This window comes from Actinomadura sp. J1-007 (genome assembly GCF_009793335.1).
GTDB lineage: Bacteria > Actinomycetota > Actinomycetes > Streptosporangiales > Streptosporangiaceae > Spirillospora > Spirillospora yumaensis.
Genome location: NZ_WING01000003.1, coordinates 507,337 through 533,667, shown reverse-complemented (window position 1 = coordinate 533,667; position 26,331 = coordinate 507,337). Strand labels below are relative to the sequence as shown.

25 protein-coding genes and 2 pseudogenes are annotated in these 26,331 nt (G+C 76.0%); 22 read left to right on the top strand and 5 right to left on the bottom strand.

Annotated elements, in window-relative coordinates; translation table 11 throughout:
- Nucleotides 1-7 precede the first annotated feature (7 nt).
- The 10 genes from GEV43_RS43870 (at nucleotide 8) to GEV43_RS43830 (ending at nucleotide 8,831) form a co-directional block, all read left to right on the top strand.
- Nucleotides 8-2,335 (top strand): Na+/H+ antiporter subunit A, encoded by a 2,328-nt coding sequence (locus tag GEV43_RS43870; protein WP_241684504.1) that lies wholly within the window; start codon nucleotides 8-10, stop codon nucleotides 2,333-2,335.
- Complete coding sequence (locus GEV43_RS52825; RefSeq protein WP_309240307.1) at nucleotides 2,314-2,862, top strand: MnhB domain-containing protein; 549 nt, start codon at nucleotides 2,314-2,316, stop codon at nucleotides 2,860-2,862. The genes GEV43_RS43870 and GEV43_RS52825 overlap by 22 nt, the downstream gene beginning before the upstream one ends.
- Entirely contained in the window at nucleotides 2,859-3,425 is a 567-nt protein-coding gene (locus GEV43_RS43865; protein ID WP_160826536.1) for a Na(+)/H(+) antiporter subunit C, read from the top strand. The genes GEV43_RS52825 and GEV43_RS43865 overlap by 4 nt, the downstream gene beginning before the upstream one ends.
- Nucleotides 3,422-4,990, top strand: coding sequence for a Na+/H+ antiporter subunit D (locus tag GEV43_RS43860; protein ID WP_160826535.1), 1,569 nt, complete (start codon nucleotides 3,422-3,424; stop codon nucleotides 4,988-4,990). The genes GEV43_RS43865 and GEV43_RS43860 overlap by 4 nt, the downstream gene beginning before the upstream one ends.
- A gap of 79 nt (nucleotides 4,991-5,069) precedes the next feature.
- Nucleotides 5,070-5,633 (top strand): Na+/H+ antiporter subunit E, encoded by a 564-nt coding sequence (locus tag GEV43_RS43855; RefSeq protein ID WP_160826534.1) that lies wholly within the window; start codon nucleotides 5,070-5,072, stop codon nucleotides 5,631-5,633.
- Nucleotides 5,630-5,908, top strand: coding sequence for a monovalent cation/H+ antiporter complex subunit F (locus GEV43_RS43850; RefSeq protein ID WP_309240306.1), 279 nt, complete (start codon nucleotides 5,630-5,632; stop codon nucleotides 5,906-5,908). The genes GEV43_RS43855 and GEV43_RS43850 overlap by 4 nt, the downstream gene beginning before the upstream one ends.
- Nucleotides 5,905-6,312 carry a monovalent cation/H(+) antiporter subunit G gene (mnhG, locus tag GEV43_RS43845; protein ID WP_160826533.1) on the top strand — a complete coding sequence of 136 codons (408 nt, stop codon included), beginning with the start codon at nucleotides 5,905-5,907 and terminating at the stop codon, nucleotides 6,310-6,312. The genes GEV43_RS43850 and mnhG overlap by 4 nt, the downstream gene beginning before the upstream one ends.
- A gap of 162 nt (nucleotides 6,313-6,474) precedes the next feature.
- Complete coding sequence (locus GEV43_RS43840) at nucleotides 6,475-7,044, top strand: dihydrofolate reductase family protein (RefSeq protein WP_160826532.1); 570 nt, start codon at nucleotides 6,475-6,477, stop codon at nucleotides 7,042-7,044.
- 90 nt (nucleotides 7,045-7,134) lie between these two features.
- A complete protein-coding gene (locus tag GEV43_RS43835) occupies nucleotides 7,135-7,662 on the top strand; it encodes a SigE family RNA polymerase sigma factor (RefSeq protein WP_160826531.1) in 528 nt (175 codons plus the stop codon).
- Nucleotides 7,659-8,831, top strand: a complete 1,173-nt coding sequence (locus tag GEV43_RS43830) for a hypothetical protein (protein WP_160826530.1) — start codon at nucleotides 7,659-7,661, stop codon at nucleotides 8,829-8,831. Before GEV43_RS43835 ends, GEV43_RS43830 begins: the two co-directional genes overlap by 4 nt.
- A 52-nt stretch (nucleotides 8,832-8,883) precedes the next feature.
- Here GEV43_RS43830 and GEV43_RS43825 read toward each other — a convergent pair whose 3' ends face one another.
- The gene (locus GEV43_RS43825) at nucleotides 8,884-9,828 is read right to left on the bottom strand and encodes a TIGR03621 family F420-dependent LLM class oxidoreductase (RefSeq protein ID WP_160826529.1); all 945 of its coding nucleotides are present in this window, start codon (nucleotides 9,826-9,828) and stop codon (nucleotides 8,884-8,886) included.
- A gap of 143 nt (nucleotides 9,829-9,971) precedes the next feature.
- On the opposite strand from GEV43_RS43825, the gene GEV43_RS52820 reads away from it, so the two are divergent.
- From GEV43_RS52820 to mctP, 4 genes are all read left to right on the top strand, one after another.
- Nucleotides 9,972-10,541: a thioredoxin family protein gene (locus tag GEV43_RS52820; protein WP_160826528.1), complete on the top strand. Its 570-nt coding sequence runs from the start codon at nucleotides 9,972-9,974 to the stop codon at nucleotides 10,539-10,541.
- 59 nt (nucleotides 10,542-10,600) lie between these two features.
- A complete protein-coding gene (locus GEV43_RS43815; RefSeq protein WP_160826527.1) occupies nucleotides 10,601-11,110 on the top strand; it encodes a hypothetical protein in 510 nt (169 codons plus the stop codon).
- Nucleotides 11,111-11,218: 108 nt separating this feature from the next.
- Nucleotides 11,219-11,518: a DUF3311 domain-containing protein gene (locus tag GEV43_RS43810; RefSeq protein ID WP_160826526.1), complete on the top strand. Its 300-nt coding sequence runs from the start codon at nucleotides 11,219-11,221 to the stop codon at nucleotides 11,516-11,518.
- On the top strand, nucleotides 11,515-13,149 hold the full coding sequence (gene mctP / locus GEV43_RS43805; RefSeq protein ID WP_160826525.1) for a monocarboxylate uptake permease MctP: 1,635 nt from the start codon (nucleotides 11,515-11,517) through the stop codon (nucleotides 13,147-13,149). Before GEV43_RS43810 ends, mctP begins: the two co-directional genes overlap by 4 nt.
- Before the next feature lie 78 nt (nucleotides 13,150-13,227).
- On the opposite strand, the pseudogene GEV43_RS52815 reads toward mctP, so the two are convergent.
- The 3 genes and pseudogenes from GEV43_RS52815 to GEV43_RS43785 form a co-directional block, all read right to left on the bottom strand.
- Nucleotides 13,228-14,288 (bottom strand): annotated as a pseudogene (locus GEV43_RS52815) (alpha/beta hydrolase-fold protein).
- A gap of 122 nt (nucleotides 14,289-14,410) precedes the next feature.
- Complete coding sequence (locus tag GEV43_RS43790) at nucleotides 14,411-15,313, bottom strand: ABC transporter ATP-binding protein (protein WP_160826522.1); 903 nt, start codon at nucleotides 15,311-15,313, stop codon at nucleotides 14,411-14,413.
- A 41-nt stretch (nucleotides 15,314-15,354) separates the two neighbouring features.
- Entirely contained in the window at nucleotides 15,355-17,538 is a 2,184-nt protein-coding gene (locus tag GEV43_RS43785; protein WP_160826521.1) for an iron chelate uptake ABC transporter family permease subunit, read from the bottom strand.
- Between the two features lie 179 nt (nucleotides 17,539-17,717).
- Between GEV43_RS43785 and GEV43_RS43780 the strand changes: the two genes are divergently transcribed.
- The 8 genes and pseudogenes from GEV43_RS43780 to GEV43_RS43750 all read left to right on the top strand — a co-directional run bounded on the left by GEV43_RS43780 (nucleotide 17,718) and on the right by GEV43_RS43750 (nucleotide 25,821).
- Entirely contained in the window at nucleotides 17,718-18,497 is a 780-nt protein-coding gene (locus tag GEV43_RS43780) for a 2,3-dihydro-2,3-dihydroxybenzoate dehydrogenase (RefSeq protein ID WP_160826520.1), read from the top strand.
- A gap of 44 nt (nucleotides 18,498-18,541) precedes the next feature.
- The gene (dhbC, locus tag GEV43_RS43775) at nucleotides 18,542-19,726 is read left to right on the top strand and encodes an isochorismate synthase DhbC (protein ID WP_309240305.1); all 1,185 of its coding nucleotides are present in this window, start codon (nucleotides 18,542-18,544) and stop codon (nucleotides 19,724-19,726) included.
- On the top strand, nucleotides 19,726-21,357 hold the full coding sequence (locus GEV43_RS43770; protein WP_160826519.1) for a (2,3-dihydroxybenzoyl)adenylate synthase: 1,632 nt from the start codon (nucleotides 19,726-19,728) through the stop codon (nucleotides 21,355-21,357). The genes dhbC and GEV43_RS43770 overlap by 1 nt, the downstream gene beginning before the upstream one ends.
- A 9-nt stretch (nucleotides 21,358-21,366) precedes the next feature.
- A complete protein-coding gene (locus GEV43_RS43765; RefSeq protein ID WP_241684503.1) occupies nucleotides 21,367-22,056 on the top strand; it encodes an isochorismatase family protein in 690 nt (229 codons plus the stop codon).
- A gap of 24 nt (nucleotides 22,057-22,080) precedes the next feature.
- Complete coding sequence (locus GEV43_RS52810) at nucleotides 22,081-22,317, top strand: phosphopantetheine-binding protein (RefSeq protein WP_241684502.1); 237 nt, start codon at nucleotides 22,081-22,083, stop codon at nucleotides 22,315-22,317.
- On the top strand, nucleotides 22,314-22,499 hold the full coding sequence (locus GEV43_RS43760; RefSeq protein ID WP_160826518.1) for an MbtH family protein: 186 nt from the start codon (nucleotides 22,314-22,316) through the stop codon (nucleotides 22,497-22,499). The genes GEV43_RS52810 and GEV43_RS43760 overlap by 4 nt, the downstream gene beginning before the upstream one ends.
- Nucleotides 22,500-22,620: 121 nt before the next feature.
- Nucleotides 22,621-24,879 (top strand): hypothetical protein, encoded by a 2,259-nt coding sequence (locus GEV43_RS43755; RefSeq protein ID WP_160826517.1) that lies wholly within the window; start codon nucleotides 22,621-22,623, stop codon nucleotides 24,877-24,879.
- Nucleotides 24,880-24,892: 13 nt separating this feature from the next.
- Nucleotides 24,893-25,821 (top strand): annotated as a pseudogene (locus tag GEV43_RS43750) (oxygenase MpaB family protein).
- Here GEV43_RS43750 and GEV43_RS43745 read toward each other — a convergent pair.
- The gene (locus tag GEV43_RS43745) at nucleotides 25,792-26,304 is read right to left on the bottom strand and encodes a GNAT family N-acetyltransferase (protein ID WP_160826516.1); all 513 of its coding nucleotides are present in this window, start codon (nucleotides 26,302-26,304) and stop codon (nucleotides 25,792-25,794) included. The pseudogene GEV43_RS43750 and the gene GEV43_RS43745 sit on opposite strands and share 30 nt — an antisense overlap.
- Between the last annotated feature and the right edge of the window lie 27 nt (nucleotides 26,305-26,331).

Here is a 26,331-nt window from a genome sequence, read left to right as displayed (position 1 = left end):
GGGAGTCATGCTCCTGTTGTTCGCCGCGCACTGCGCGGCCGCGGCGGTGGCTCCACTGCTCGTCCGGTGGCTCGGCCGCAACGCGTTCCTGCCGCTCGCACTCGTGCCCGCGGCCGCGGCCGCCTGGGCGCTCCCGCCCTGGCTCGGCGGCGGCGCGGCGCGGGAGCTGACCCGCGCCTGGATCCCGGGGCTGCACCTCGGGTTCGCGTTCCGGGCCGACCCGCTGAGCTGGATGATGGTCCTCATCGTCGGCGGCGTCGGCGCGCTGATCGTCGCCTACTGCGCCCGCTACTTCCGCGCCCGGGACGAGGGGCTCGGGGCGTTCGCCGGGGAGCTGCTCGCGTTCGCCGCCGCGATGCTCGGCCTCGTCCTCGCCGACGACCTGTTCCTGCTGTACGTCTTCTGGGAGCTCACGACCGTCTTCTCGTACCTGCTCATCGGGTTCGAGCCCGGACGCGCCTCGGCCCGGCGCGCCGCCACCCGCGCGATCGTGATCACGACGTTCGGCGGGCTGGCCATGCTGATCGGGTTCATCATGCTGGGGCGGGCCGCGGGGACGCACCGGATCTCCGAGATCGTCGAGCACCCGCCCGGCGGCACGGGCGTCGCGGTCGCGCTCGCGCTCGTCCTCGTGGGGGCGCTGTCGAAGTCGGCGATCGCGCCGTTCGGGCTGTGGCTGCCGGGCGCGATGGCCGCGCCGACGCCGGTCAGCGCGTTCCTGCACGCCGCGGCGATGGTCAAGGCCGGGGTCTACCTCGTCGCGCGGCTCGCGCCCGCGTTCGCCGCCGTCCCCGTGTGGCGGCCGGCCGTGTTCGTGCTCGGCGCCGCCACCATGGTCCTCGCGGGCTGGCGCGCGCTGCGCGAGCGCGACCTGAAGCTCCTGCTGGCGTACGGGACGGTCAGCCAGCTCGGCTTCATGATCGTGCTGGTCGGGGCGGGGAGCCGGGACGCCGCGCTCGCGGGCGTCGCGGTCCTGCTCGCGCACGCGCTGTTCAAGGCCGCGCTGTTCATGGTCGTCGGGATCGTCGACCACGCCACCGGCACCCGCGACCTGCGGGACCTGTCCGGGCTCGGCCGCGCCTCGCCGCTGCTGTGCGCGACCGCGGTCGCCGCCGCCGCGTCCATGGCGGGCGTCCCCGCCACGCTCGGGTTCGCGGGCAAGGAGGCGGCGTACGAGGCGTTCCTCGGCGGGCGGCCCGTCCTGCTCGCGTTCCTCGTGCTCGGGTCGGCGTTCACCGCCGCCTACAGCCTGCGGTTCCTGTGGGGCGCGTTCGCCCGCAAGCCCGGCGTCGAGCCCGTCGCCGTCCGGGGCCCGGCCGGGCCGCTGCTGCTCGGGCCGCCGCTGCTGCTCGCGTTCGGAGGGGTCGTGCTCGGCGTCCTCGCCGGGCCGCTGAACGTGCCGCTCGCCCGGGAGACCGCGCCGTACCCGGCCGAGCACGGCGGCGGCTACGAGCTGTCGGCGTGGCACGGGTTCGGGACCGCGCTGGCGCTGACCGCGGGGTCGCTCGCCGCCGGCCTCGCGCTGTTCCTCGCCGGGCGCAGGGTCGCCGGGCTCCAGCGGCGCCTCGCGCGGATCGAGCCCGACGACGTCTACCGGGCCCTGATGGGCGGCCTGGACGATCTCGCGCTCCAGGTCACCGGCACCGTCCAGCGCGGCTCGCTGCCCGGCTACCTCGCCGTGATCCTGCTGACCGCCGTCGTCCTCGCCGGGACCGCGCTCGGCCTCGCCGGGCCCTGGCCGGAGCCGTCGGCGTGGCGGTGGTGGGACGGCCCGGCGCAGGTGATGGTCGCCGTCCTCACCGTCGCGGCGGGGATCGCGGCCGTGCTCGCGCACGGGCGGGCGCGCACCGTCGTGCTCGCCGGCGCGTCCGGCTACGGGGTGGCGATGCTGTTCGTCCTGCAAGGGGCGCCCGACCTCGCGCTGACGCAGTTCCTCGTGGAGACCACGAGCCTGGTGGTGTTCGCGCTGGTGCTGCGCAGGCTGCCGCCCGGGTTCCCGCGCCCGCTGCCCACCTGGCGGCGCAGGCTGCACATCGCCATCGGCGTGTTCGGCGGCGCGACGGCCGCCGCCGTGACGCTGCTCGCCGCGCACGCCCGGCTCGCCGTGCCGGTGTCCGCCGCGTACCCGGCCGCGGCGGAGGAGGCGGGCGGCTCCAACATCGTCGCGACCGCGCTCGTGGACATCCGCGCCTGGGACACCCTCGGCGAGAGCTCGGTCGTCGCGCTCGCCGCGCTCGGCGTGACCAGCATGGTCTTCGCCCGCCGCCGCGCGTCCGCCCGCCGCGCGCCGCCGAGGCGGCCGAGGACACCACGGTGTGGGCCGTGGAGGGCCTGACCTCGGTGGACGAGGCGTTCCCCGAGGACGCCGCGCCCGCGGACGAGCGCCGGTGGCTCGCCGCGGCCGGGACGACCCTCGCCTCCGAGCGCCGTTCGATCATCTTCGAGGTCGTCGCACGGATGATCTTCCACACCGTGCTGCTGTTCTCGGTGTTCCTGCTGTTCACCGCGCATTCCGCACCGGGCGGCGGGTTCGCGGGCGGGATCGTGGCGGGGCTCGCGCTCGCCATCCGCTACCTCGCCGGAGGGCCGTTCGAGCTGGCCGAGGCCGCGCCCGTCGCCGTCGGGCTGCTGCTCGGCGTCGGGCTGCTCATCGCGTCGGCCACCGCGCTCTGCCCTCCGCTGTGGGGCGCGGACACGCTGGAGGCCGCGAGCTGGGACGGGCGCCTCCCCCTGATCGGGCACCTGCACCTGTCCACGTCGCTGCTGTTCGACGTCGGCGTCTACCTGATCGTGGTCGGCCTCGTCCTGGACATCCTCAACTCCCTCGGCGCCGAGGTCGACCGGCAGGCGGACGCCGGATGAGCGCGGGCGCGGGGCTCCTCGCCGCCGGGGGCGGCGGCGCGTCCGGAGGGACGGTCGCCCTCGCGGTCACCGGCGGCGCGCTCGTCACGGCGGGCATCGCGATGCTGCTGGAGCGCAGCCTGACCCGCCTCGTCGTCGGCATCCTCCTGCTCGGCAACGGCGTGAACCTGCTGATCCTCACCGGCGGCGGGCCCGCGGGGCGCGCGCCGATCCTGCACGGCGGGCCGCCCGAGGCGGCGCACCGGCCGATGGCCGACCCGCTGCCGCAGATCATGATCCTCACCGCGATCGTCATCGCGCTCGCGTCCGCCGCGTTCGTCCTCGCGATCGCCTACCGCAGCGGACGGCTCGGAGGCGAGGACGAGGTCCGCGACGACATCGAGGACCGCCGCGTCGCGCGCCGCCGCGGCGGGATGCGCGCCGAACGGGAACGCCGCGCCATCGCCGGTCCGGCCGACCCCATCGACCCGGACGAGCTCGGCGCCCCGGAAGCCCCGGACGCGGCGGACGGCCGCGACGCCGCGGACGGCCGGGACGGCGGCGCGGGGGAGGGGGGCCGGTGAACGAGCTGCTGCCCCTGCCGGTGCTGCTGCCGCTGCTCGCCGCCGCCGTGAAGATCATCCTCGGGCCGCGCCACCCGCGGCTGCAACGGACGATCAGCGTGGCGGTGCTCGCCGCCGTCCTCGCCGTCGCGGTGGCCCTCCTGCTCGACGCCGACCGCTCCGGGGCGCAGGTCCTCCAGATGGGCGGTTGGCCCGCGCCGGTCGGGATCACGCTGGTCGCCGACCGGCTGTCGGCGCTGATGCTCGTCGTCTCGTCCGCCGTGACGCTGTGCGTGATGGTGTACGCGATCGGGCAGGGCACGGCCGACCGCGACCACCTGACGCCGCTGTCGGTGTTCCACCCGACGTACCTGCTGCTGGTCGCGGGCGTCGCGGACGCGTTCCTCGCCGGGGACCTGTTCAACATGTTCGTCGGCTTCGAGATCATGCTGATGGCCAGCTACGTGCTGATCACGCTCGGCGGGACCCTGCCCCGGATCCGCGCCGGGACGACCTACATCATGGTCGCGCTGTCGTCCTCGATGCTGTTCCTCGTCGCGATCGCCGTGCTGTACGCGGCGACCGGCACGGTCAACCTGGCCCAGCTCTCCGACCGCATCGCGGCGCTGCCGCCCGGCACCTCGCTCGTCGCCGAGCTGGTGCTGCTGACCGCGTTCGGCGTGAAGGCGGCGGTGTTCCCGCTGTCGATGTGGCTGCCCGACTCGTACCCGACCGCGCCCGCGCCCGTGACGGCGGTGTTCGCGGGCCTGCTCACCAAGATCGGCATCTACGGGCTGATCCGCGCCGAGACGCTGCTGTTCCCCGACGACCGCGCGCGGGACCTGCTGCTGGTCGCCGCGATGCTCAGCATGGTCGTCGGCGTGCTCGGCGCGCTGGTGCAGGTCGACGTCAAGCGGCTGGTGTCGTTCACCCTGGTCAGCCATGTCGGCTACATGGTCTTCGGGGTGGCGCTCCAGTCGGCCGCGGCGCTCACCGCGACGGTGTTCTACGTGCTGCACCACATCACCGTCCAGACCACGCTGTTCCTCGTCACCGGGCTCGTCGAGCGGCGCGGCGGGAGCACCTCGCTCGAACGGCTCGGCGGCCTCGCCCGCACCGCACCGCTGGTCGGGCTGCTGTTCTTCGTCCCGGCGATGAACCTCGGCGGCCTCCCGCCGCTGCCGGGGTTCCTCGGCAAGCTCGGCCTCTTCCAGGCCGGCCTGGAGGACGGCGGCCCCCTCGCGCTCACCCTCGTCGCCACGGCGGTCGTGACGAGCCTGCTCACGCTGTACGCGCTGGTGAAGGTCTGGAACCGGGCGTTCTGGCGGGCGCCCGCCGCGCCCGGCCCGCCCTCCGGGGCCGGGTCGTTCTCGGGGGCCGCCCCGCTCTACGAGGCCGTCTCGCCCGCCGCGGCCTCCCGTGCGGGCGGCGCGGGGCCGGGCGGCGCGGACGGCGGCGAGGACGATCCGGGCGAGGGGCTCGCGCACCGGACCGCGCGCCTGCCCGCGCCGATGGTCGGCGCCTCCATGGCGCTGATCGCGCTCGGCCTGTCCTACACCATCGGCGGCGGCCCCTCGTGGCGCTGACCGGCCGCGTCGCCGCCGAATTGCTCGCCCCCCGCGACTACGTCCAGGCCGTGGACCCGTACTCACCGGGAGGAAAGTCATGAGCGATCTGCCGCCGTTCAGCGTGCGGGTCGGCCGGCGGGTGGTGCAGCTCCCGCTGGTCGTCTGGCTCACCGTGATCTGGCTGCTGATGTGGGACGGGCCGTCGGCCGCGAACGTGGCGTCGGGCGTCGCGGTCGCGCTGGTCCTCGTGCTGGTCTTCCCGCTCCCGCCGCTGGACCCCGGGCTGCGGATCCGGCCGGTCGGGCTGGTGGTGTTCGCCGTGCGGTTCGCGTTCGACCTGCTGCGCAGCGCGGGGCCGCTGACCTGGCAGGCGTTCGGCTCGGCGGGCCGCGACACCGTCAACTCGGTCATCGGCGTCACGCTGCGGACCCGCTCCGACCTGATCCTCGCCGGCACCGCGATCGCGCTGTCGGCCGTCCCCGGCACCCTGGTGGTGGACGCGCGGCTCGCCACCTCGACGCTGTTCCTGCACGTGCTCGGCGGCGCCGACGACGCCCAGCTCGACCGGGCGCGGGCGGCGGTGCTCGCGCTCGAACGGCGCGTCGTGCGCGCGTTCGGCACCCGCGAGGACCTGCGCGCGATCGCCGGGGACGCGCGGTGAGCGCCGTGCTCGGCGCGGCGGCGGCCCTGCTCGGCCTCGCCGCCGCGCTCTCCCTCGCCCGGCTGGTGCGCGGCCCGTCCATGCTCGACCGCGCGGTCGCCCTGGACGTCCTCGTCGCGACCATGATGGCGGGCCTCGGCGTGGAGGCGATCGCGGCGGACGACCCGTGGGTGCTGACGACGATGCTGGCGCTGTCGCTGGTCGGGTTCGTCGGCTCGGTGTCGATCGCCCGGTTCCTGGTCTACCGGGCCCCGGGCGCGGAGGAGGACGCGTGATCGCCACCGTGCTCACCGGGGCGTGCGTGCTCGCCGGGGCCGGGGCCGCGCTCAGCGCCGGGCTCGGGCTGCTGCGGCTGCCCGACCTGCTCAGCCGGATGCACGCCGCCACGAAGCCGCAGGCCGTCGGCCTGCTGATGGTCCTGGTCGCCGTCGGCGTCCGCTTCCCGACCGGCGGTGTGATCACGACGCTGCTGCTGGTCGCGCTGCTCCAGCTGACCACCGTGCCGATCGCGGCCCACATGGTCGGCCGCGCCGCGTACCGCACCGGCCGCGTCCCCCGGCACCTGCTGTACGTCGACGAGCTGGACGAGGCGCTCAGCCCCGTGCCGCCCGGCGCCGGAGAGCGGCCGTCCGGCAGGGGCCCCGACTCCGGCGGGGAAGAGCCCGACGCGGAGCACTGATCCGGGGGGCGAACCGCGGTCCGGGCCCGCAGCGTCCGGGCCCCCGCGCCGGGCGCGCGGCGGCCATAGGGGGACGCGCGCCTCCACGGCGGGCCGTTCGGTGCTGTACTGGTCACTCCCCGCGCACTCGAAACCCCCCGCATCGGGCGAAGGAGACGGGCGATGGGCAAGGTACTGCTGGACGTGTCGATGTCACTGGACGGCTGCGTCGCGGGGCCCGACGTCGGCGAGGACGCGCCGATGGGCACCGGAGGCGAGCGCCTCCACGACTGGATGTTCAACGGCCCGTCGCGGTCGCCCGCCAGCGACGTGGACGCCCAGATGGTCCGCGCCCTGAACGCGTCGGCGGGCGCCGTCATGATGGGCCGCCGGACGTTCGACGTGGGCGTGGGCCCATGGGGCGACACCCCGTTCAGGGCACCGTGCTTCGTGGTCACGCACCGCCCGATGGGGGACATCGTCAAGGCCGGCGGGACGTTCGCGTTCGTCCCCGGCATCGGCGACGCGCTGGAACGGGCCCGCGACGCGGCGGGCGCCAGGGACATCCTCGTCATGGGCGCGGACCTCGCCGGACGGCTCCTGGACGCCCGCCTGCTCGACGAGGTGCACGTCCACCTCGTCCCGGTCCTGCTGGGCGACGGCGTCCGCATCTCGGGCCTCGCCGAGCTGGAGCGCATCGGCCTCGCGCTCTCCCCCTACGTCACCCATCTCCACTACCGCGTCGCCCGGTGAGAACGGCCTCCGGGCCCCGCCGATCCGCCTCCGCCGTGAGAAAGGCGGCGCGGGCGAGCAACAAACCAGGGCCCGGCCCGTCTATTGGGCATGGAAAGAGTTGATACGCCGCTGGCCGAGCCCGCCGGTGCCGCCGAGGAGAGGGTCACCGCCCTCTTCCGGCGGCACCGGCTCGCGCTGCTCCGCCTCGCCGTGCTGCTGGTCGGCGACGAGCCCACCGCCGAGGACGTCGTGCAGGACGCCTTCATGGGCCTGCACCGCCGCTGGGCCGGGCTGGAGGACGAGGGCAAGGCGCTGGCGTACGCGCGGGCGTCGGTGGTCAACGGGTCCCGGTCGGTGCTGCGGCGGCGGTCCGTCGCGCGCAGGTTCGGGATCGCGCACGAGCCGCCGATCTGGTCCGCGGAGTCCGAGGCGATCCTCGGCGAGGACCGCCGCAGGGTCATGGAGGCCCTGCGGCGCCTGCCGCGCAGGCGCCGCGAGGTCCTGGTCCTGCGGTTCTACGCCGGACTCGGCGACGCCGAGATCGCCGAGGCGCTGGGCATCGCGCCCGTCACCGTCCGCACCACCGCCGCCCGGGGCCTGACCGCCCTGGCACGTCTGCTGGGGAACGAGGAATGACCACGACCGAGGAGCAGCTCCGCGACGCGCTGAACGCCGTCGCCGAACTCGTCACCGAGCCGTCCACCGAGCCGTCCACCGAGCCGTCCGCCGAGCCGTCCGGGAAGCCCGTGCCGCTGAGGGCGCGGCAGCCGTCCGCGCGCGCCTGGGTCGCGCCGTTCGCCGTGGCCGCCGCCGTCCTGCTGGTGATCGCCGCCGCCGTCACGGCCGTGTCGCTGCGACCGTCCGACGAGCCGCGTCCCGCCCTCGCGCGCGGGCAGAGCGGGTACTTCGTCGCGATGGTCGCCGAGGGCACCGGGCCCGGCGGCGACGGCGCGACCGTCCGGGACGCCGCCACCGGCGAGATCACCGCGAACGTGCCGATGCCGAAGGGCGTCACCGAGTGGAGCGCCGTCGGCGGCACCGCGAAGGCGTCGCTGTTCTACCTGGCGGGCATGGAACGCGACGGCCGCGCGAGGCTCTTCCGGCTCCGCCTCTCCGGCGGCGCGGTCGGGAGGCTGGAGCCGGTGGACGTCCCCGTCACCGGATCCGGCCGGATGGCGGTCTCGCCGGACGGCGCGCGCATCGCGTTCCCGAAGGAGGCCCCGCCCGGCCGGATGATCCGGGACGACGGCCGGATCGACGTCGTCACCGTCTCCACCGGGAAGCGCACCACCTACCGGACGTCCGCGTTCACCTCGGTGGAGAGCCTGAGCTGGTCGGCGGACGGCCGGTACCTGGCGTTCGAGGCGGCCGGGCCCGCCCGGGAGGTGAACGGCATCCGCGTCCTGGACACCGCGCGCGGCGGCCGCGACCTGCGCGCGGCGTCCCGCAGGGTCGCGGTGTCGGAGGGCGGCCCGCTCGGCATGCTCACCACGCCGGTGCTCAGCGCCGACGGGACGAAGGTCTACACGATCGCGGCGCAGCGGCCCGCGGGCGGCGGCCCGTCGTGGAGCCGCCTGATCGAGGTGGACGTCGCGACGCGGGCCCAGCGCCGCGTGCTGTTCCAGCAGCGGTACGAGGGGGACCCGGGCAACACCGTGTGGATGTTCACCTCGCTGGTGAGGGACCCGTCCGGCGGGCGGCTGCTCGTCGTCTCGAACGGCTACGGCTACCGGATCGACACCGCCACCGGACGCGCCGAGCGGATCCCGTTCCCCGGCGGCGACCCGCACTCCCTGGCCTGGTGAACCCGGGAGGGCCGCCGGACCGCCGTACGCGGCCCGGCGGCCCTCCGGCGGCTCAGCGGCCGTTCAGCAGGGCGACGACCGGGGCGAACGCCTCCATGTCGGCGTCGGAGACCAGGTAGTAGGAGAACCCGAAGCGCTCGCGGCGGGCCGCCATCTGCTCGGCGATGTGCTCGGGCGGCCCGACGAACTGCGACGGCATGTCGAGGACGAGGCCGGCCGACGAGGCGCCCCAGCCGCGCAGGACCGCGACCTTCGCGGCGGCCCGGCGCGGGTCGGGGCCGAACGCCGGGTACACGAGCATGCTGAGCTCGACGTCGCGGCCTCCGGCCGCCTCGGCGGCCTCCCTCACCCAGCCGACCTTGCGGGCGATGGTGTCCGGGAGCCGCTCGGTCAGCTCGTCGGAGATCGTCCCGTTCGGCAGGGCCCGGGGGAGGACGCCCGCGATGTCGGCGTACCGTCCGGCGAGGCCGAGCATGCGGCGGCTGCCCGCCCCGACGAGCAGGGGCGGGCGGCGCGGGGGCACCGGGTGCACGGTGAGGCCGTCCACCCGGTAGTGCTCGCCCGCGAAGGTCGTCTTCTCGCCGTCCAGGAGGCTCGTGACGATCCGGAGCGACTCCTCCAGGCGGTCCACCCTGACGCGGGCCGGGTCGAACGGGAGGCCCGCCCGCTCGTACTCCTCGCGCAGCCAGCCCGCGCCGAGCCCGAGCTCGAAACGGCCGCCGGAGACGGCGTCGAGCGTCGCGGCCTCCTTGGCGACGAAGGCGGGGTGGCGGTAGTCGTTGGCGAGCACGAGCGTCCCCACCCGCAGCCGCGTGGTCGCGGCGGCGGCGGCCGTCAGCGCGACCATCGGGGCGAGCTGGTCGCCGAAGCCGTCCGGGATGAGGTGGTCACGCAGCGTCAGCGTGGCGTAGTCCAGCTCCTCGGCGCGGCGCGCCGTGGAGAGCAGGTCGCCGGCGGTGCGGACCGACTCGCCGACGACACCGAAACGGAAGTCCATGCCTCCAGGATGCGGTGCGGGGACGCGGGCCCGCTGGCGGAAAACCGACGGCAGGTTCCGGCCACGGTCGGCGTATCCGGGCGGAACGGCTCCCGAAGATCGCTACTGTTGTCCCCTTCCGCGCCGAGAAGTGGGAGTCCCCCGTGAAGTCCTGCGCCATTCTCGCCGCCGCGCTTTTCGCCGTCGCCGCCTGCGGAGATTCGGGCTCGTCGGAATCGAACGGCGGGGCCGGTACGAGCACGGCTCCGAGCGCCGCCCCGAGCACGCCCGCGAACGGCTCGGCGCCGGCCGGTCCCGCTGCCCGGCCTCCCAAGCCCGAGCCGCTGCCCAAGGGGTACGACCCCGACCGTGACCCGAAGGCCGACATCGCCGCGGCGCTCGCGAAGGCCAAGGCCGACAAGCGTCCCGTCCTGCTCGATTTCGGCGCGGATTGGTGCCCCGACTGCGTCGTGCTCGAACGGTACTTCCGCACGGCGACGGTAAGGCCCGTCATCGGCGGCTTCCACGTCGTCGCCATTGACGTCGGCCGGTTCGACCGCAACCTCGCGGTGGCGAGAAAGTACCGGATCGACCTCCAGAAGAGCGGCATTCCCGCGCTGGTCGTGCTCACCCCGTCCGGCCGGGTCCGCGCCACGACGAACGACGGGTCGTTCGCCACCGCCGCCACGATGACGCCCCGCCAGGTCGCCCGCCACCTCAAGCGCTGGCGGTGAGGCGCGATGACCGGACGCCGACCGTTGACGGGACGCCGACCGTTGAAGGGACGCCGGACGTGAGGCGGACGGCGCGCGCCGCCGCGCCGGCGCTGGTCCTCGGCGCGCTCGCGGTGCTCACCCCCGCGTGCGGGGACGGAGGGGACGGCGGGGAGCGGCGGGACGCGCGGCCCGCGACCGCCCGCTTCGTCGAGAGCGGCGTCGAGGTGTCGATCACCGTGACCGGGGCGCGGGTCGAGGCGGTGTTCCGGCCGACGCGGGCGGGCTTCCACGTCTACAGCGTCGACCTTCCGTCCGGCGGCGTGGACGGGCTCGGCGTCCCGACCCGGCTCGGCGTGCGCTCGGGCCTGACCGCCACGGGCCGTCCCACGGCGGACCGGGCGGCGCGGACGCTCGCCCTGCCCGCGCTGAAGGTCAGCCTGCCGGTCTACCCGGACGGGCCGGTCACGCTGTCGCTTCCGGTGCGGCGCACGGGTCCCGCGGCCGAGGTGGTGGTGTCGTACGGCGCGTGCAGCAGCGGCGCGTGCCTGGCGCCGGTGACCGACCGCGTCACCCGGATCGACCTCTGAGGACGCCGGGCCGGGGCGGAGGCGCCGCCCGCGGGCGGGGGCGGTAACGAAGATCGCCTAGGGGCGATGTCCTTCACGTCGGCCGTCCCAGCTCCCGGAGGTCCGTCCATGAGCACGACGCCACGCGCCCGCGTCCCCGCCGCCCGGCGGGCGGCGGCGGGCGTGCTGCTCGCGGTCCCGTTCGCCGTCTACCTGGCCGTCCCGAGCTACGCGAGGGAGGACCCGCGGATCGCGGGCTTCCCGTTCTTCTACTGGTGGCAGCTCGTGTGGGTGGTGCTGACGGCGGCCTGCATCGGCGGCTCGCACCTCCTCACACGGACGCGCGCGCGGCCCGAGCCTCCAGCGCCTCCCGCGGGCTCCGCGGGTCCCGAGGGCCCCGCGGGCTCCGAGCGGGGTGAGGAGGAGTGAAGGACGTCAACGGCGTCGAGCTCGGCATCTTCGTCTTCTTCTTCGCGGCCGTCACCGTGGTCGGGTTCGCCGCCGCCCGATGGCGGCGCGGGCAGACCCTCATGCACCTGGACGAGTGGGGGCTCGGCGGGCGCAGCTTCGGGACGTTCGTCACGTGGTTCCTGCTCGGCGGCGACCTCTACAGCGCCTACACGTTCGTCGCGGTCCCGGCGGCGGTGTTCGCGGGCGGCGCGATGGGGTTCTGGTCGGTGCCGTACGGCGCGATCGCGTACCCGATCGTGTTCCTGATCGGGCCGCGGCTGTGGTCGGTGGCGCAGCGCCACGGGTACGTGACGGCCGCCGACTTCGTGCGCGGGCGGTACGGCTCGCGGGCGCTCGGGCTCGCGGTCGCGCTGACCGGGATCCTCGCGATGATGCCGTACATCGCGCTCCAGCTCGTCGGCATCCAGGCGGTGCTGACGGTCATGGGCGTCACCGGGTCGGGCCTCGCCAAGGACCTGCCGCTGTTCATCGCGTTCGCGCTGCTCGCCGCGTACACCTACACCTCGGGGCTGCGGGCGCCCGCGCTGATCGCGTTCGTCAAGGACGCGCTGATCTACATCGTGATCATCGTGGCGGTCGTCTACATCCCGACGCGGCTCGGCGGGTGGGGGAGCGTCTTCGACGACGCGGGAGCGGCGCTCGCCAAGCCGAACCCGGCGACCGGCAAGCCGTCCGGGTCGCTGCTCACCACCGACATGACGCACTGGGCGTACGGGACGCTCGCGCTCGGGTCGTCGCTCGCGCTGTTCATCTACCCGCACAGCGTGACCGGCGCGCTCGCCGCCGGGCGGCGCGAGGTGATCAAGAGGAACGCCGCGCTGCTGCCCGCGTACTCGCTGATGCTCGGCCTGCTCGCGCTGCTCGGCTACATGGCGCTGGCGCACCCGGGCGTGTCGGCCGCCGTGCGGAAGGCCGGCAACCCGCAGCTCGCCGTCCCCGAGCTGTTCGACCAGGTCTTCCCGGACTGGTTCGCGGGCGTCGCGTTCGCCGCGATCGGCGTCGGCGCGCTGGTGCCGGCGGCCATCATGTCGATCGCCGCGTCCAACCTGTTCACCCGCAACGTCTACACCGCGTTCGTCCGGCCGGACGCCACGCCGGAGGAGGAGACGCGGGTCTCGCAGCTCGTGTCGCTGCTGGTCAAGCTGGGGGCGCTGGTGTTCGTGCTGGGGTTCGACAAGTCCCTGGCGATCAACCTCCAGCTGCTCGGCGGGATCTGGGTCGTGCAGACGTTCCCGGCCATCGCGATCGGCGTCTACACGCGCTGGATGCACCGCTGGGCGCTGCTCGCGGGCTGGGCGGCCGGGATGGTCTACGGGACGGTCACCGCGTACGGCACCTCGTCGCCGACGCAGGAGCACTTCGGCGCGCCCATCGCCGACATGCCGTTCATCGGGCGGACGGGCTACATCGCGCTGACGGCGTTCGTGCTGAACATGCTCGTGGCGGTCGTCCTCACCGTCGCGCTCCGGCTGCTGAACGTGCCGGGCGGCGACGACGAGACCGAGGCGGACGACTACACGGCGGACGCGCCGGAACGGCTCGCCGCGCCGGAGGACCCGGGCCGCTCCCTCACCGGCCGGGCCGCCTGAGGGACCGCGCGGTGGGGCGGGGCGAGAGGCACGGTCGCCGACCAGTACGGCGCAAGGGCGTCACCGTCTGCCCCGCCCTCACCGGACCCCCTCATGCTGAACGCCGGTCCCCGGACGCGCAAGGGCGCGGAGGGCGTCGGCGAGGCCGCCGCGCCAGCAGGCGAGGTCGTGGCCGCCGGTGTACTCGCGGTACGCCGCGTCGTGCCCGGTCGCGCGCAGCGCGTCGCGGAAGCGCAGCACCGCGGGCCGCAGCCGCCACTCGCAGCGCCCGACCTCCAGGTGGAAGCGGACGGGCGAGGGCCGGACCCCGCGGGTGAGCGACTCGCCGTCCAGCCAGAACGCGCCCGACTGCGCGATCACTCGGCCGTACCGGCCGGGCGCGCGGAGCGCCGCTGCCGCCGCCGCGCGCCCGCCGAGGCTCTGCCCGCGATCACCGACCGGCCGGGGTCGGCGGTGACCGGCAGGCGCGCCGCCGCCCACTCCGGCAGCTCGCGCGTGAGGAACTCCAGGAACGCCTCGTCGCCGCCCAGCTCGGCGTTGCGGGCGGTGTAGCCGCCGGAGGCGGGCATCAGCGCGACGGCCGGCGGGATGCGGCCCTCGGCGATCAGGTTGTCGAGTGTCGGCGCGAACGGCACCGCGCCCGTCCACAGGTCGCCGTCCAGGAGGACGATCAGGTCGTACGGCTCGCCGCCCGCGGGCCCGGCCGCCGGGACGTACACGTGCACGGTCCGGTCGCCGCCCAGCGCCGCGCTCGGCACCCGGTGCCCGGTGACCGCGCCCGCCGGGACGCCGGGCCGGGGCCGCAGCCAGGGCTGCGGCGGCGCGCCGGGCAGTTCCAGCACCGACGTCACCGCCCCGGGGATCCACGACGGGAGGCGGTCCGGGTTCAGCGGGTCGGGGATCGCGCGGCGCCGCACGTGCGCCCAGACCTCCGGGTCGGCGGCGTCGACCGGGCCGTGCGCGGGATAGAGCTGGTACGTGGCGCGCAGGTCGGAACGGCACCGGAACGTGCGGTGCCACACGTCGGTCCCCTCGATCCGTTCCATCGAGACGGGCCCGAGGTCGTCGCGGTGCCCCTCGGCGACCGTGTTGACCAGCACGAGGACCCGTTCGGCCTCGCCGTGCCAGAGGAACGTCACGGCGTGGTGCCCGTCGCCGAGGTCCCGCACGAGCGGCGTCCGCGCGGGCCGCGTCTCCTCCGGCACGCACGGCACGACCGGCAGCGGCTCGAACGGCTCGATCTGCGCGGCGGACGGCCCGATCACCGGACGTCGGCCACGGCGCCCGCCTGCGCGCCCTCCACGGCGTCCACGGCGTCCACGGCGTCGTCCCTGCCGCCGTCCCGCTCACCGTTCACCCGGCCGGGCTCCGCGTCCGCCGCCGGGACAGTCGACGTGGCGGACGGGACGACGAGCGGAGCGCCGTCGCCGGGCGCCGCCAGGATGTCGGCGTCCACGTCGTACAGCTCGCGGATCAGGGCGGAGTCGACGACGTCCTTCGGCGCGCCCGACGCGACGACCTTGCCGGAACGCATCGCGACGAGCACGTCGGCGTAGCGCGCGGCGGAGGCGATGTCGTGCAGCACCATGACGACCGTCCGGCCGCCCCGCGCCACCGAGCGGACCAGCTCCAGCACCTCCACCTGGTGCCCGAGGTCGAGCGCGCTGGTCGGCTCGTCCAGCAGGGTCACCGGCGTCTGCTGGGCGAGGACCATCGCGAGCCAGCAGCGCTGCCGCTGCCCGCCCGAGAGCTGGTCGACGCGGCGGCCCGCGAGTCCGGTGACGCCGGTCGCGGCCATCGACTCGGCGGCGATCCGCTCGTCCTCCCGCGACCACTGGCGGAACAGGCCCTGGTGGGGGTGGCGGCCGTATGCGACGAGCCCGGCGACGGTGATGCCCTCGGGCGAGACCGGCGACTGGGGGAGCAGGGTGACGTGGTGCGCGGCCTGCCGGGGCCGCAGCCGCCAGATGTCGTGGCCGCCGACGGTGATCCGCCCGGCGAGGGGCTTGTGGATGCGCGCCATGCCGCGCAGCAGCGTGGACTTGCCGCAGCCGTTCGGGCCGACGATCGCGACCACCCGCCCCGGCGGCACCCGCAGGTCCACGCCGTCCACGGCGACGAGCCCGGGGTACCCGGACCGGACCCCCTCGACCACCAGTTCCACTTCGTCTCCTCCCGGCTCTCCTCGCCCCGGTCGGGGCGCGGTCAGGTGCGCTGCTCGCGCAGCAGGACGTACAGCAGGAACGGCCCCGCGACGATCCCGGCGATCGCGCCGACCGGGATCTCGGTGTCGCCGGCCGCGGTGCGCCCGACGGTGTCGGCGACCGCCACGAGGACCGCGCCGACCAGCGCGGACGCGACGAGCGGCACGCGCGCGGGCCCGGCGATGCGGGCGGCGATGACCGGGGCGCTGAGCGCGATGAACCCGATCGGCCCGCCGACGCCGACGGCGAGCCCCGCGAGCGCGGTCGCGACGGCGAGGACGAGCAGCCGGGTCCGCGCGGGGTCGGTGCCGAGCACGGTCACGACGTCCTCGCCGAAGCGCAGCAGCCGCAGCCGCCGCCCGGCGAGCAGCGCGGCCGGCAGCAGCACCGCGAGCCCGATCGCGAGCGCGGTGATCGACGAGTAGCCGCGGCCGTTGAGGCTGCCGACGCTCCAGGTGAACATCGCCTGCGCGATGTCGAGGTCCTTCTTGGCGAGCAGCAGCTCGGTCAGCGAGCGCAGCACCGCCGCGAACGCGAAGCCGACGATCAGCACCCGGTAGCCCTGCGCGCCGCCGCGGCCCGCGACGAGCAGGATCGTCCCGGCGGCGAGCAGCGCGCCGAGCGGCCCGGACCACCAGGCGCCGAACGTGGCGGTGCTGCTGCCGAGCACGGTGAGCAGCACGGCGAACGTCGCGCCCTCGTTCACGCCGAGGAAGTCGGGGGTGGCGAGCCGGTTGCGGGCCATCGTCTGCGTGAGGCAGCCCGCGACGCCGAGCGCCGCGCCGACCAGCAGGCCGGCGACGATCCGCGGCAGGCTGAACTCGCGCACCATCAGGACGGCGGCGTGCGTGCCGTGGCCGAACAGCGCGTTCAGCGCCTGCGACGGCGTCAGCACGGCCGAGCCGAGCACGACGCACAGGCCGAGCGCGGCGGCGGTCAGGACGGCGAGGCCGGCCACGGCGGCGGCGCCCCGGCGCGGCACGAGCATCGACAGCCCGCCCGCGCGGAGCACGAGGCTGTCGTCGGGCCCGCCGTCGCCGCCCCGGTGCGCGCGCGCCGGGGCCCGCCGCCCGCCCGGGCCGCCGGAGACGGCGGCGGGGCCGCCGAGCAGCAGCACGTTCCTCGACCGGACCATGAGGATCAGCAGCGGCCCGCCGATCAGCGCGAGCACGAGCGCGACCGACGTCTCGTACGGCTTGATCACGACGCGGGCGGCGAGGTCGGCGGTGAGCAGCACGGCCGCGCCGACCAGGGCGGACGCGGCGAGCTGCGCGCCGGTGCGCGGGCCCATCAGGCGGCGCGCGACGTACCCGGCGACGAGGCCGAGGAACGTCAGCGGACCGGCGAGCGCGACCGACCCGGCGGCGAGCAGGGTGACCGCGGCCGCGACGACGACGCGGGTGACCGCGGGCCGGTGCCCGAGCGCGCGGGCGGCGTCGTCGCCGAGGGCGAGCGCCGACAGCGGGCGGATCGCGGGCAGCGCGGCGAGCGCGCCGAGGGCCAGCACCGGCAGCACGCCGGTGAGCGAGCGCGACGTGACGCCCGACAGCGAGCCGAGCACCCAGAACCGGTACTCGTCGTAGGTCTTGCCCGACCCGAGCACGATGAAGTTGATCAGGCCCGTCACGGTGAACGTCATCGCGGCGCCGGCGAGGACCAGGCGCAGCGGCGAGGCGCCCGCGCGCCCGGCGCCCGCGAGCAGCAGCACGAGCAGGCTCGCGGCGAGCGCGCCCCCGAGGGCCCAGGGGATGTAGCCGAAGCCCGAGCCGACGCCGAAGTAGGAGATGCCGACGACCACGCCGAGCGCGGCCCCGCCGTTCACGCCGAGCAGCCCGGTCTCGGCGAGCGGGTTGCGGGTGGCGGCCTGGAGCAGCGCGCCCGCGAGCCCGAGCGCGGCGCCGATCGCGAGCCCGGCGAGGGTGCGGGGCAGCCGCAGCGTCGCGACGACGGTGTGGAGCTGGCCGTCGGCGCGGGCGCCGGAACGATCCAGCAGGAAGTCGAGCACCCGGCCGGGGCGGGTGTCGCCCGCGCCGACGAACAGCGAGGCGACGGCGAGCGCGGCGACCAGGACGGCGAGGCCCCCGAGGACCGCGAGCACGGGCGTCACGCGGGGCGCCGGGGGTCGTCCGGCGGGGGAGAGGGGCGTCGCGCGCGGGTCGGCGGACACGGCGGACGGCGATGGCATGAGGCAAGGCTAACCTAACCGAACTGCGGGTCCCAGTGATCACCGTCACCCGGGGCCGGGGCTTGACGGGCGCGCCGAGATCCAGGAATTTAGGTAAGGCATTCCTAACTTAGGTTTGCCTAAGTCACCTGCGTGGAGGGTGGGCGCGTGAGCCGTCCGGAGCCGACCGAGGAGCCGCAGTGAACCGTACCGGGATCGAGGGCACGGCCGCCGTGGTGACCGGCGCGGGACGCGGCATCGGCGCCGCGGTCGCCCGCGCGCTGGCCGAGGACGGGGCGAGCGTCGCCGTCGTCGACCGCGACGGGGCGAACGCGAAGGCCGTCGCCGCGGGACTCCCCGGCCCCGCGCTCGCCTGCCCCGCCGACGTGTCCGACCCCGCCGCCGTCGAGGACCTCACCGAACGGGCCGAACGCGAGCTCGGCCCCGTCGGGATCCTGGTCAACGTCGCGGGGATCCTGCGCCCCGGCTCCGCCCTCGACCTCGACGACCGCGACTGGGCCGAGCACCTCGCGGTCAACGCCGGGGGCGTCCTGCACGCCTGCCGCGCCGTCGCCCGCCGGATGGTGCCGCGCCGCTCGGGCGCGATCGTGACCGTCGCGTCCAACGCGGCGCGCGTCCCGCGCACCCGGCTCGCCGCGTACGCCGCGTCGAAGGCGGCGGCCGTGCAGTACACCAAGTGCCTCGGCCTGGAGCTGGCCGAGCACGGCATCCGCTGCAACGTCGTCTCGCCGGGCTCCACCGACACCGCCATGCAGCGCGACCTGTGGGCCGACCCGGACGAGGGCGCCCGCTCCGCCATCGACGGCGACCTCGCCGCGTACCGGTCCGGCATCCCCCTGCGGCGCATCGGCGCGCCCGAGGACGTCGCCGACGCCGTCCGCTTCCTGGTGTCCGACCGGGCCAGGCACATCACGCTGCACGACCTGTACGTCGACGGCGGCGCGTCCCTGCGCGGCTGAACGCCGCGCCCGCCCCGCATCGTCCCCTACCGAAAGGGCACCACGTGAGCACCGCCCCCGGTGTGACCGCCGACGCGGCCGGACTGCTGGCCGACTACCGCCCGGGCTCCTCGTTCTTCTTCTCCTCTCCCGAACGCACCGTCCTCGCCCAGGGGACCTGGGCCGACGTGCCCCCCGCCCCGTACGCCCCGAGGACGCTCCCCGGCCGCGCCGCCGCCGCGATGGACGCGGCGGCCGGGTCCGGCCACGACGACCCGATGATCGCCGGCGCGCTGCCGTTCCGGCCCGACGCGCCCGCGCGCCTGTTCGTGCCCGCCGCCGCGCAGCGCGCCGAGGGCGCGGGCTTCGCGCACGAGCGCGTCTCCGGCCCGGTGCCGAGCGTGGCCGTCCGGCCCGTACCGCCGCCGGAGGAGTACGAGCGCGCGGTGGAGAAGGCCCTCGCCAGGCTCGCCGAGACCGACCTGGACAAGGTCGTGCTCGCCCGCGCCCTGCACCTCACCGCGAACGGCCGCGTGGACGCCGCCCGCCTGCTCCGCAACCTCGCCGCGGGGGACCCGCACGGCCACGTGTACGCCGTGACCGTGCCCGGCCACCCGTGCTGCCGCACGCTGCTCGGCGCGAGCCCCGAACTGCTCGTCTCCCGGTACGGCCGGGACGTCGCCTCGCACCCGCTCGCCGGGTCGGCGGCCCGCAGCCTCGACCCGGTGGAGGACGAGCTGCGCGCGGAGGCGCTGCTGGAGTCGGCCAAGGACCTGCACGAGCACGCGTTCGTCGTGGAGGCCGTCGCCGAGGGCCTGCGCCCGTACTGCGCGACCCTGGACGTGCCGGACGGGCCGGAGCTCGTCCGCACGGCCACGATGTGGCACCTCGGCACGCGCGTCACCGGGCGGCTCGCCGACCCGGACGTCACCGCGCTCGACCTCGCCGCCGCGCTGCACCCGACGCCCGCCGTGTGCGGCACCCCGACCGGCACCGCCCGGGACGTGATCGCCGAGCTGGAGCCGTTCGACCGCGGGTTCTACGGCGGCGCGGTCGGCTGGTGCGACGCCTCCGGCGACGGGGAGTGGGCCGTCACGATCCGCTGCGCGGAGGTGCAGGGCCACGCGCTGCGGCTGTTCGCGGGCGCGGGCATCGTGCCCGGCTCGGTGCCCGCCGCCGAGCTGGCCGAGACGAGCGCGAAGTTCCGCACGCTGCTGAGGGCCATGGGCCTGGAAACGGAGACCCCCTGATGCTGCCGGGCGCCACCCCGTGGCCGGAGGAGTACGCCGCCCGCTACCGCGCGGCCGGGCACTGGCGCGGCCAGACGTTCGGGACGCTGCTGCGCGAGGCCGCCGCCGAGCACGGCGAACGGGTCGCCGTCGTCGGCGAGGGCGCGGCGGGCGCGGTCCGCTGGACCTACGCCGAGCTGGACCGGCGGGCGGACCGGCTCGCCGCCGGGCTGCGCGCCCTCGGCCTCCGCGACCGCGACCGCGTCGTCGTGCAGCTCCCGAACGTCCCCGAGTTCTTCGAGGTCTGCTTCGCGCTGTTCCGGATCGGCGCCATCCCCGTGTTCGCGCTGCCCGCGCACCGCGCCGCCGAGATCGGCTACTTCCTGCGCCACGCCGAGGCCGCCGCGTACGTGATCCCCGACCGGCACGCCGGGTTCGACCACCGCGCCCTCGCCCGCGAGCTGAAGGACGACGTGCCGCCCGAACGGGTGCTCGTCGCGGGCGAGGCCGAGGAGTTCACCGCCCTCGGCGGCCTGCCCGCCGACCCGGTGGACCTCCCCGACGGCGACCCGTCCGACGTCGCGCTCATGCAGCTCTCCGGCGGGACGACCGGCACGCCGAAGCTGATCCCGCGCACCCACGACGACTACATCTACAGCTTCCGCGCGAGCGCCGAGATCTGCGGCCTGCGGCCCGGCGGTGTGTACCTGTGCGCGCTGCCCGTCTCGCACAACTTCCCGATGAGCTCGCCCGGCGTGTTCGGCGCGCTCGCGGCCGGGGCGACGAGCGTGCTCGCGCCGCTGCCCAGCCCGGACGTGGCGTTCCCGCTGATCGAGCGCGAGCGCGTCACCATCACCGGCCTCGTCCCCCCGCTCGCGCTGGTCTGGCTGGAGGCCGCGCGGACCACCCGGCACGACCTGTCGAGCCTGGAGGTCCTCCAGGTCGGCGGCGCGAAGTTCAGCGCCGAGGCCGCCGCGCGGGTCCGGCCCGTGCTGGGCTGCGACGTGCAGCAGGTGTTCGGCATGGCCGAGGGCCTGGTCAACTACACCCGCCTGGACGACCCGGAGGACGTGCGCGTCGGCACGCAGGGCCGGCCGATCTCCGAGCACGACGAGGTACGGGTCGTGGACGACGACGGCCGCGACGTCCCGCCGGGGGAGACCGGCCACCTGCTCACCCGGGGCCCGTACACCATCCGCGGCTACTACCGCGCGGACGAGCACAACGCCGCCGCGTTCACCCCGGACGGCTTCTACCGGACCGGCGACGTCGTGCGGCGCACCGCGGACGGCGACCTTGTCGTCGAGGGGCGCGCCAAGGACCAGATCAACCGCGGCGGCGAGAAGATCGCCGCCGAGGAGGTCGAGAACCACCTGCTCGCCCACCCGGCCGTCCACGACGCCGCCGTCGTCGCCGTCCCCGACGCGATGCTCGGCGAGCGCACCTGCGCCGTCGTCATCCCGCGCGGCGAGCCGCCGAGGGCGCTCGCGCTGAAGGCGTTCCTGCGCGAGCGCGGCATCGCCTCCTACAAGATCCCCGACCGGATCGTGTTCACCGACCGCTACCCGCACACCGGCGTCGGCAAGGTCAGCAAGCGCGACCTGCGCGCCGCCCTCGCCGACCGGCTCGCCCGCGACCGGGCCGCAGACTAGGAGCTCCTCATGGCCATCCCCGCCATCGCCCCGTACCCGATGCCGACCGCCCGCGAGCTGCCCGAGCCGCGCGTCGGCTGGACGCCCGACCCGCGCCGCGCCGTCCTGCTGATCCACGACATGCAGAACTACTTCCTCGACGCGTTCGCGGGCGACCCGCTCCCGGCGCTGCTCGCCAACATCGCGCGGCTGCGCCGGGCCGCCGCGGACGCCGGGATGCCCGTCGTCTACACCGCCCAGCCCGGCGCGCAGACCAGGGAGCAGCGCGGGCTGCTGCTGGACTTCTGGGGCGACGGCATCGGACCCGCCGACCGCGAGCGCCGCGTCGTGGACGCCCTCGCGCCCGCGGGCGGCGACATCGTCCTCACCAAGTGGCGCTACAGCGCGTTCCTGCGCACCGAGCTCGCCGACCTGCTGCTGCCCGCCGGGCGCGACCAGCTCATCGTCACCGGCGTGTACGCCCACATCGGCTGCCAGACGACCGCCGTCGAGGCGTTCTCCCGCGACGTGCAGCCGTTCTTCGTCGCCGACGCGGTCGCGGACTTCTCCGAGCGCCACCACCGCGACGCTGTCACCTACGCCGCGCAGCGCTGCGCGGTCACGCTCACCACCGACGCCCTCGCCGCCGCGCTCGCCGCTCCGCCCGCGGACGCGCCCGCGCCCGCGCGCCCGGCCGCCGCCGTCCGCACCACCGCCTGACCGACCGACCGGGAAAGGACCGCCATGCACCAGACGCGCGACGAGCTGCGCTCCGAGGTGGCCGAGCTGCTCGCCGTCGAGCCCGCCGAGATCGGCTTCGACGACAACCTCATCGACGCCGGGCTCGACTCGATCCGGGTGATGATGCTGATCGAGCGGTGGCGCGCCCGCGGCACCGACGTCGGCTTCGCCGAGCTGGCGGAGGTGCCGAGCCTCGCGGGCTGGCACGACGTGCTGGCCGCGAAGGCGGGGTCCCGGTGAACGGCCCGGCCCCGACCAACCCGTTCGAGGACCTGGACGGCTCGTACCTCACGCTGGCCAACGACGAGGCGCAGTACTCGCTGTGGCCCGCGTTCGTCCCCGTCCCGGCGGGGTGGACGGCCGTGCACGGGCCCGACACCCGCGAGTCCTGCCTGGAGCACGTGACGGCCCGCTGGACGTGACCGCCCGCTGGACGTGACCGCCCGCTGGACGTGACCGCGCGCCGCGTCCGGCCGGGGTCGACACGGCGGGCGCCCTCGCCGATAGTGAGGGTGATCCAGCCGCGCGGCCCCGGGGGTGCGCATGTCGAAGGTGTCCCGGCGGCTCCGGCTGGCCCGCGCCGCGCTCGCGTTCGGCGGCCCGGACGGGCGGCCGTTCCGGCGCGCCTGGCGACGCCTCGTCCGGGTGTGGCCGCGCGGCCCCGGCGGCGAGGAGCTGATCGGGACGCTCCTGCGCCTCGCCGCCGACGACCCCGGCCCGCTCGGACGCGCCGCGCGCGCCGAGGCGTACAGGCTGTGGGACCGGACGCGCGATCCGCGGCTCCGCGCGCTGGTGCTGCGCGACGGCCTCCGGCACGCGGGCCCGTTCGCGCCGCCGGCCGCCTACGCGCTGTCCGGCGCGCTGCTGAGCGGATGGCGCGACGCGTGGACCGGCACGCTGCACCACCTCGTCGCCGACCCCGACGAGGACGTGCGCGCGGGCGCGGTACGGGTGTGCGTCGAGTCCGCCGAGCCGCTGCTCGGCAGGCTGTGGCACGCCGCCGCCCACGCGCGGGAACCCGGATGGCCGGCCGTACGGGCCGAGCTGGCGCGCAACCCGAACCCCATGGCCCCGGCCACCCGCGACCTGGTGTGGCGGCTGTGGCTGGACGATCCGTCCCTCGTGGACGTGCTGCGCCGCCACGGACGTCCCGCCACGAGCGGCCCGCTGCTGCGCGTCAGCAGGCTCGCCCTGGACTTCCCGTCGTGGCCGGAACGGTGCGCCGGCGCGGTCGCGGAGGACGTTCCGGACCACCTCCGCGCGCGGCTCATCGCCGACTGCCGCGAGCACGGGGCGCAGCCCGAGGACCCCGTGCGGCGCGCCGCGTTCTGGGCGCTCGCGGGCGACGCGCGCCGCCTCCGCGAGGCCGATCCGGACGGCGCGCACCTGGCCGAGGCGTACCGCGCCGCCTCGGAACGCCACCGCGCCCGGTTGCGCACGGCCATGGCGGGGCTCGACGGCATCGACCCGGTCCCGCTCCTCACGCGCGCGCACGGGCACGACCGCGTCCACGAGATGAACGCGGCCGAACGCGCCTTCGCCGTCCAGCGCCTCGCGGACCGTTCGGCGTGGGACGAGCTGTGGCGAACGGCCCTCGGCCTCCCCCTGGCCGAGGCGATCGCCGCAGCGCACCTCTGCGCGGAGGCCGGATGGACGCCGTCCGACGACATCGGGCACGACCTGTTCACGGCCCTGCGCGGAACCTCGCCGGACCTGGCCGCCGAGGCCGTCGCCGCCGCGCTCCGGGACGAGCCGCGGCGCGTGCCCGTCCCGCTGGACGCCTACGGGGCCACGCTGCTGGGCTGCGCGCTCTCGCCGGACGGCTCGCGCCTCGCGGCGGTCACGCACCCGTTCGGAGAGGAGCGGTGCTCGGCCACGGAGATCGCGCTGCCGTCCGGCGAACGGACCGGCCGCTGGGAGATCGCCGGCGTGCACGCGCCCACGATGTCGCTCCTGCACACCGGGACGGCTCCGGTGGCGGCCCGGAGCCGGGGCCCGCTGGAACGGTTCGACCCCGGCGGCGGGTCGACCGTCCTCACGCGTTCCGCCGTCGTGTCGCTCGCCCACGTCCCCGGCGGGTTCGCGGCCCTCACCGCCGACCACGAGCTGCTCGGCTTCGCCTCCGACGGCGCGCCGGGCGAACGCCTGTCCCTGCTCAGCGACCTTCGCCTCGGCCTGCACCCCGCGCCGGTCGTTCCGCGGATCCTGGCCGCCGCCCCGGACGCGCCGGTGGTCGCGCTGGCCACCGGCGAACTCGCCGTCGTGGACATGGCCGAGGCGCGGGTGCTCGCCCGCGCGCACGGCGCGCCGGGCACGCTGGTGGCGCCCCGCTCGGCGGCCTTCACCGCCGCGGACCGCCTCGTGACCGCCCTGCCGTCCGCGGTGTGGCGGATCCGGGACGGCGGGTTCGAGGGCGAGCCGTTCGGCGGATGGGGCGGCGGGTTCCACCGGTACGCCGCCCAGGTCGCCGCGTTCCCCGTGCACGGCCAGGTGGCCGTGGAAGGGGCGCGGGGATGGACGTGCCGGGACGCGGTGTCGGGCGGCCCGGCGGTGCCGGCGGTGTCCGGCGAGGACCCGCGGGCGCGCGACGAGGACGATCCGAGCGCGATGGGGCACTGGTCGCGTGTCGTGCCGACGCCTTCGGGACGGCACGCGCTGCTCTGCGGCCCGGGCGGCGCGGAGGTCCACGGCCACTGGCCGGGCCCCGCCGAACGGCTCCTCGCCCGTCCGCTCGGCTCGCTGTCCCGCGACGACCTGCGGGCGCTGGGCGAGGGGCTTCCGTTCCCGATCTTCATGCGATAAGCATGGACTTACCATGGTGAACACGGAGAAACTGATCGTCCACGGCCCCGAGACCGTGTCCTGGCGGGTGGTGCTGGACCCGCTGATGATGATCGCCGGGGTGCGCGCGCTGATGCTCCAGGCGCTCCAGCCGAGCACGATGCGGGGCGTCTGGCAGAACTCCAACTTCCTGGACGAGCCGTTCGACCGGCTGTTCAACACGGCCAACTTCGTCGCCGTCACCGCCGTCGGCACCCCCGAGCAGGCGGACGAGCTCGGCGCGCGCGTGCGCGGCGTGCACAGGCGGCTGCGGATCACCGACCCCGACGGCGGGCCCGTCCGCCGCGTCGACGACCCGAGCTGCTGCTGTGGGTGCACTGCGCCGAGGTCGCCTCGTACCTGGAGGTCATCGAGCGCGGCGGGCTGCGCCTGACCCCCGCCGAGCGCGACCGCTACTACGACGAGCAGCGCCACACCGCCACCTACGTCGGCCTGCACGCCGACGAGGTGCCCGGCAGCGTCGCGGAGATGCGGGAGTACTTCGCGGCGGCGCGCGCCGACCTGGACCTGCGGGTCATCCCGGAGTCGCGGGCGACGATGCGGTTCCTGCTGTGGCCGAAGGTGCCCCGCAAACTCCGCGTGCTCGCGCCGCTGAAGCCGCTGTGGTTCCCGGTCGGGATGCTCGCCTACTACACGCTGCCGCGCTGGGCGCGCGACCACTACCGGGCGCTGCCGGAGGTCCGCGCCGTCCAGCTGCTGGTCACGCTCGGGCTGAAGCTCGCCCGCGTCGCGATCCTCGCCGTCCCGCCGGAGATCCGCAGCCGCGCGTTCAAGCCCGAGACCCGCGAGCTGATGGCCGACCTGCACCGGCGCCTCGCCGCGTGCGGCGTCCGGCCGCGCCGCAACCTGCTGAAGGTCCGCGCCGTCCGCGACTCAGCGGGCGGGGAGCACGCGCTGGGATAGGAGCTGGCCGGGCCAGTCGCCCACCGTGAACCTGCGCACCGGCTCGAAGCCGTTGCCCTCGTAGTACCGGACCAGGCGGCCGTCGTCCCCGGCGTAGCAGTCCACCCGGAGCAGGGCGGCGCCCGCGCGGGACGCCTCCTCGCGGGCCCGCCCGATCAGCGCGCCGCCGACTCCGCGCCCCGCGTACGCCCGGTCGGTGACCAGCAGCGTGATGTACAGCTCCGGCTCGGACGCCGCGGTGACGTAGCGCGGCGGGACCGGCGAGGTGGCCATGGCGCCCGCCGGGGCGCCGTCCACCCGCGCGATCCAGACGGCGTCGTCCCGCGCGATCGCCGCGACGCGCTCGGCGCGCGCCGGGTCGGCCGACCAGGGCTCGGTGCCCCACTGGCCCGGCCGCCCGTTCGCGACCAGCCACTCGACCGCGCCGTCCAGCATCGCCAGGATCAGCGGCGCGTCCCCGGCGCCGCCTCGGCTGATCTCCATGCCCACCTCCGCTGGACCCGATGCTCG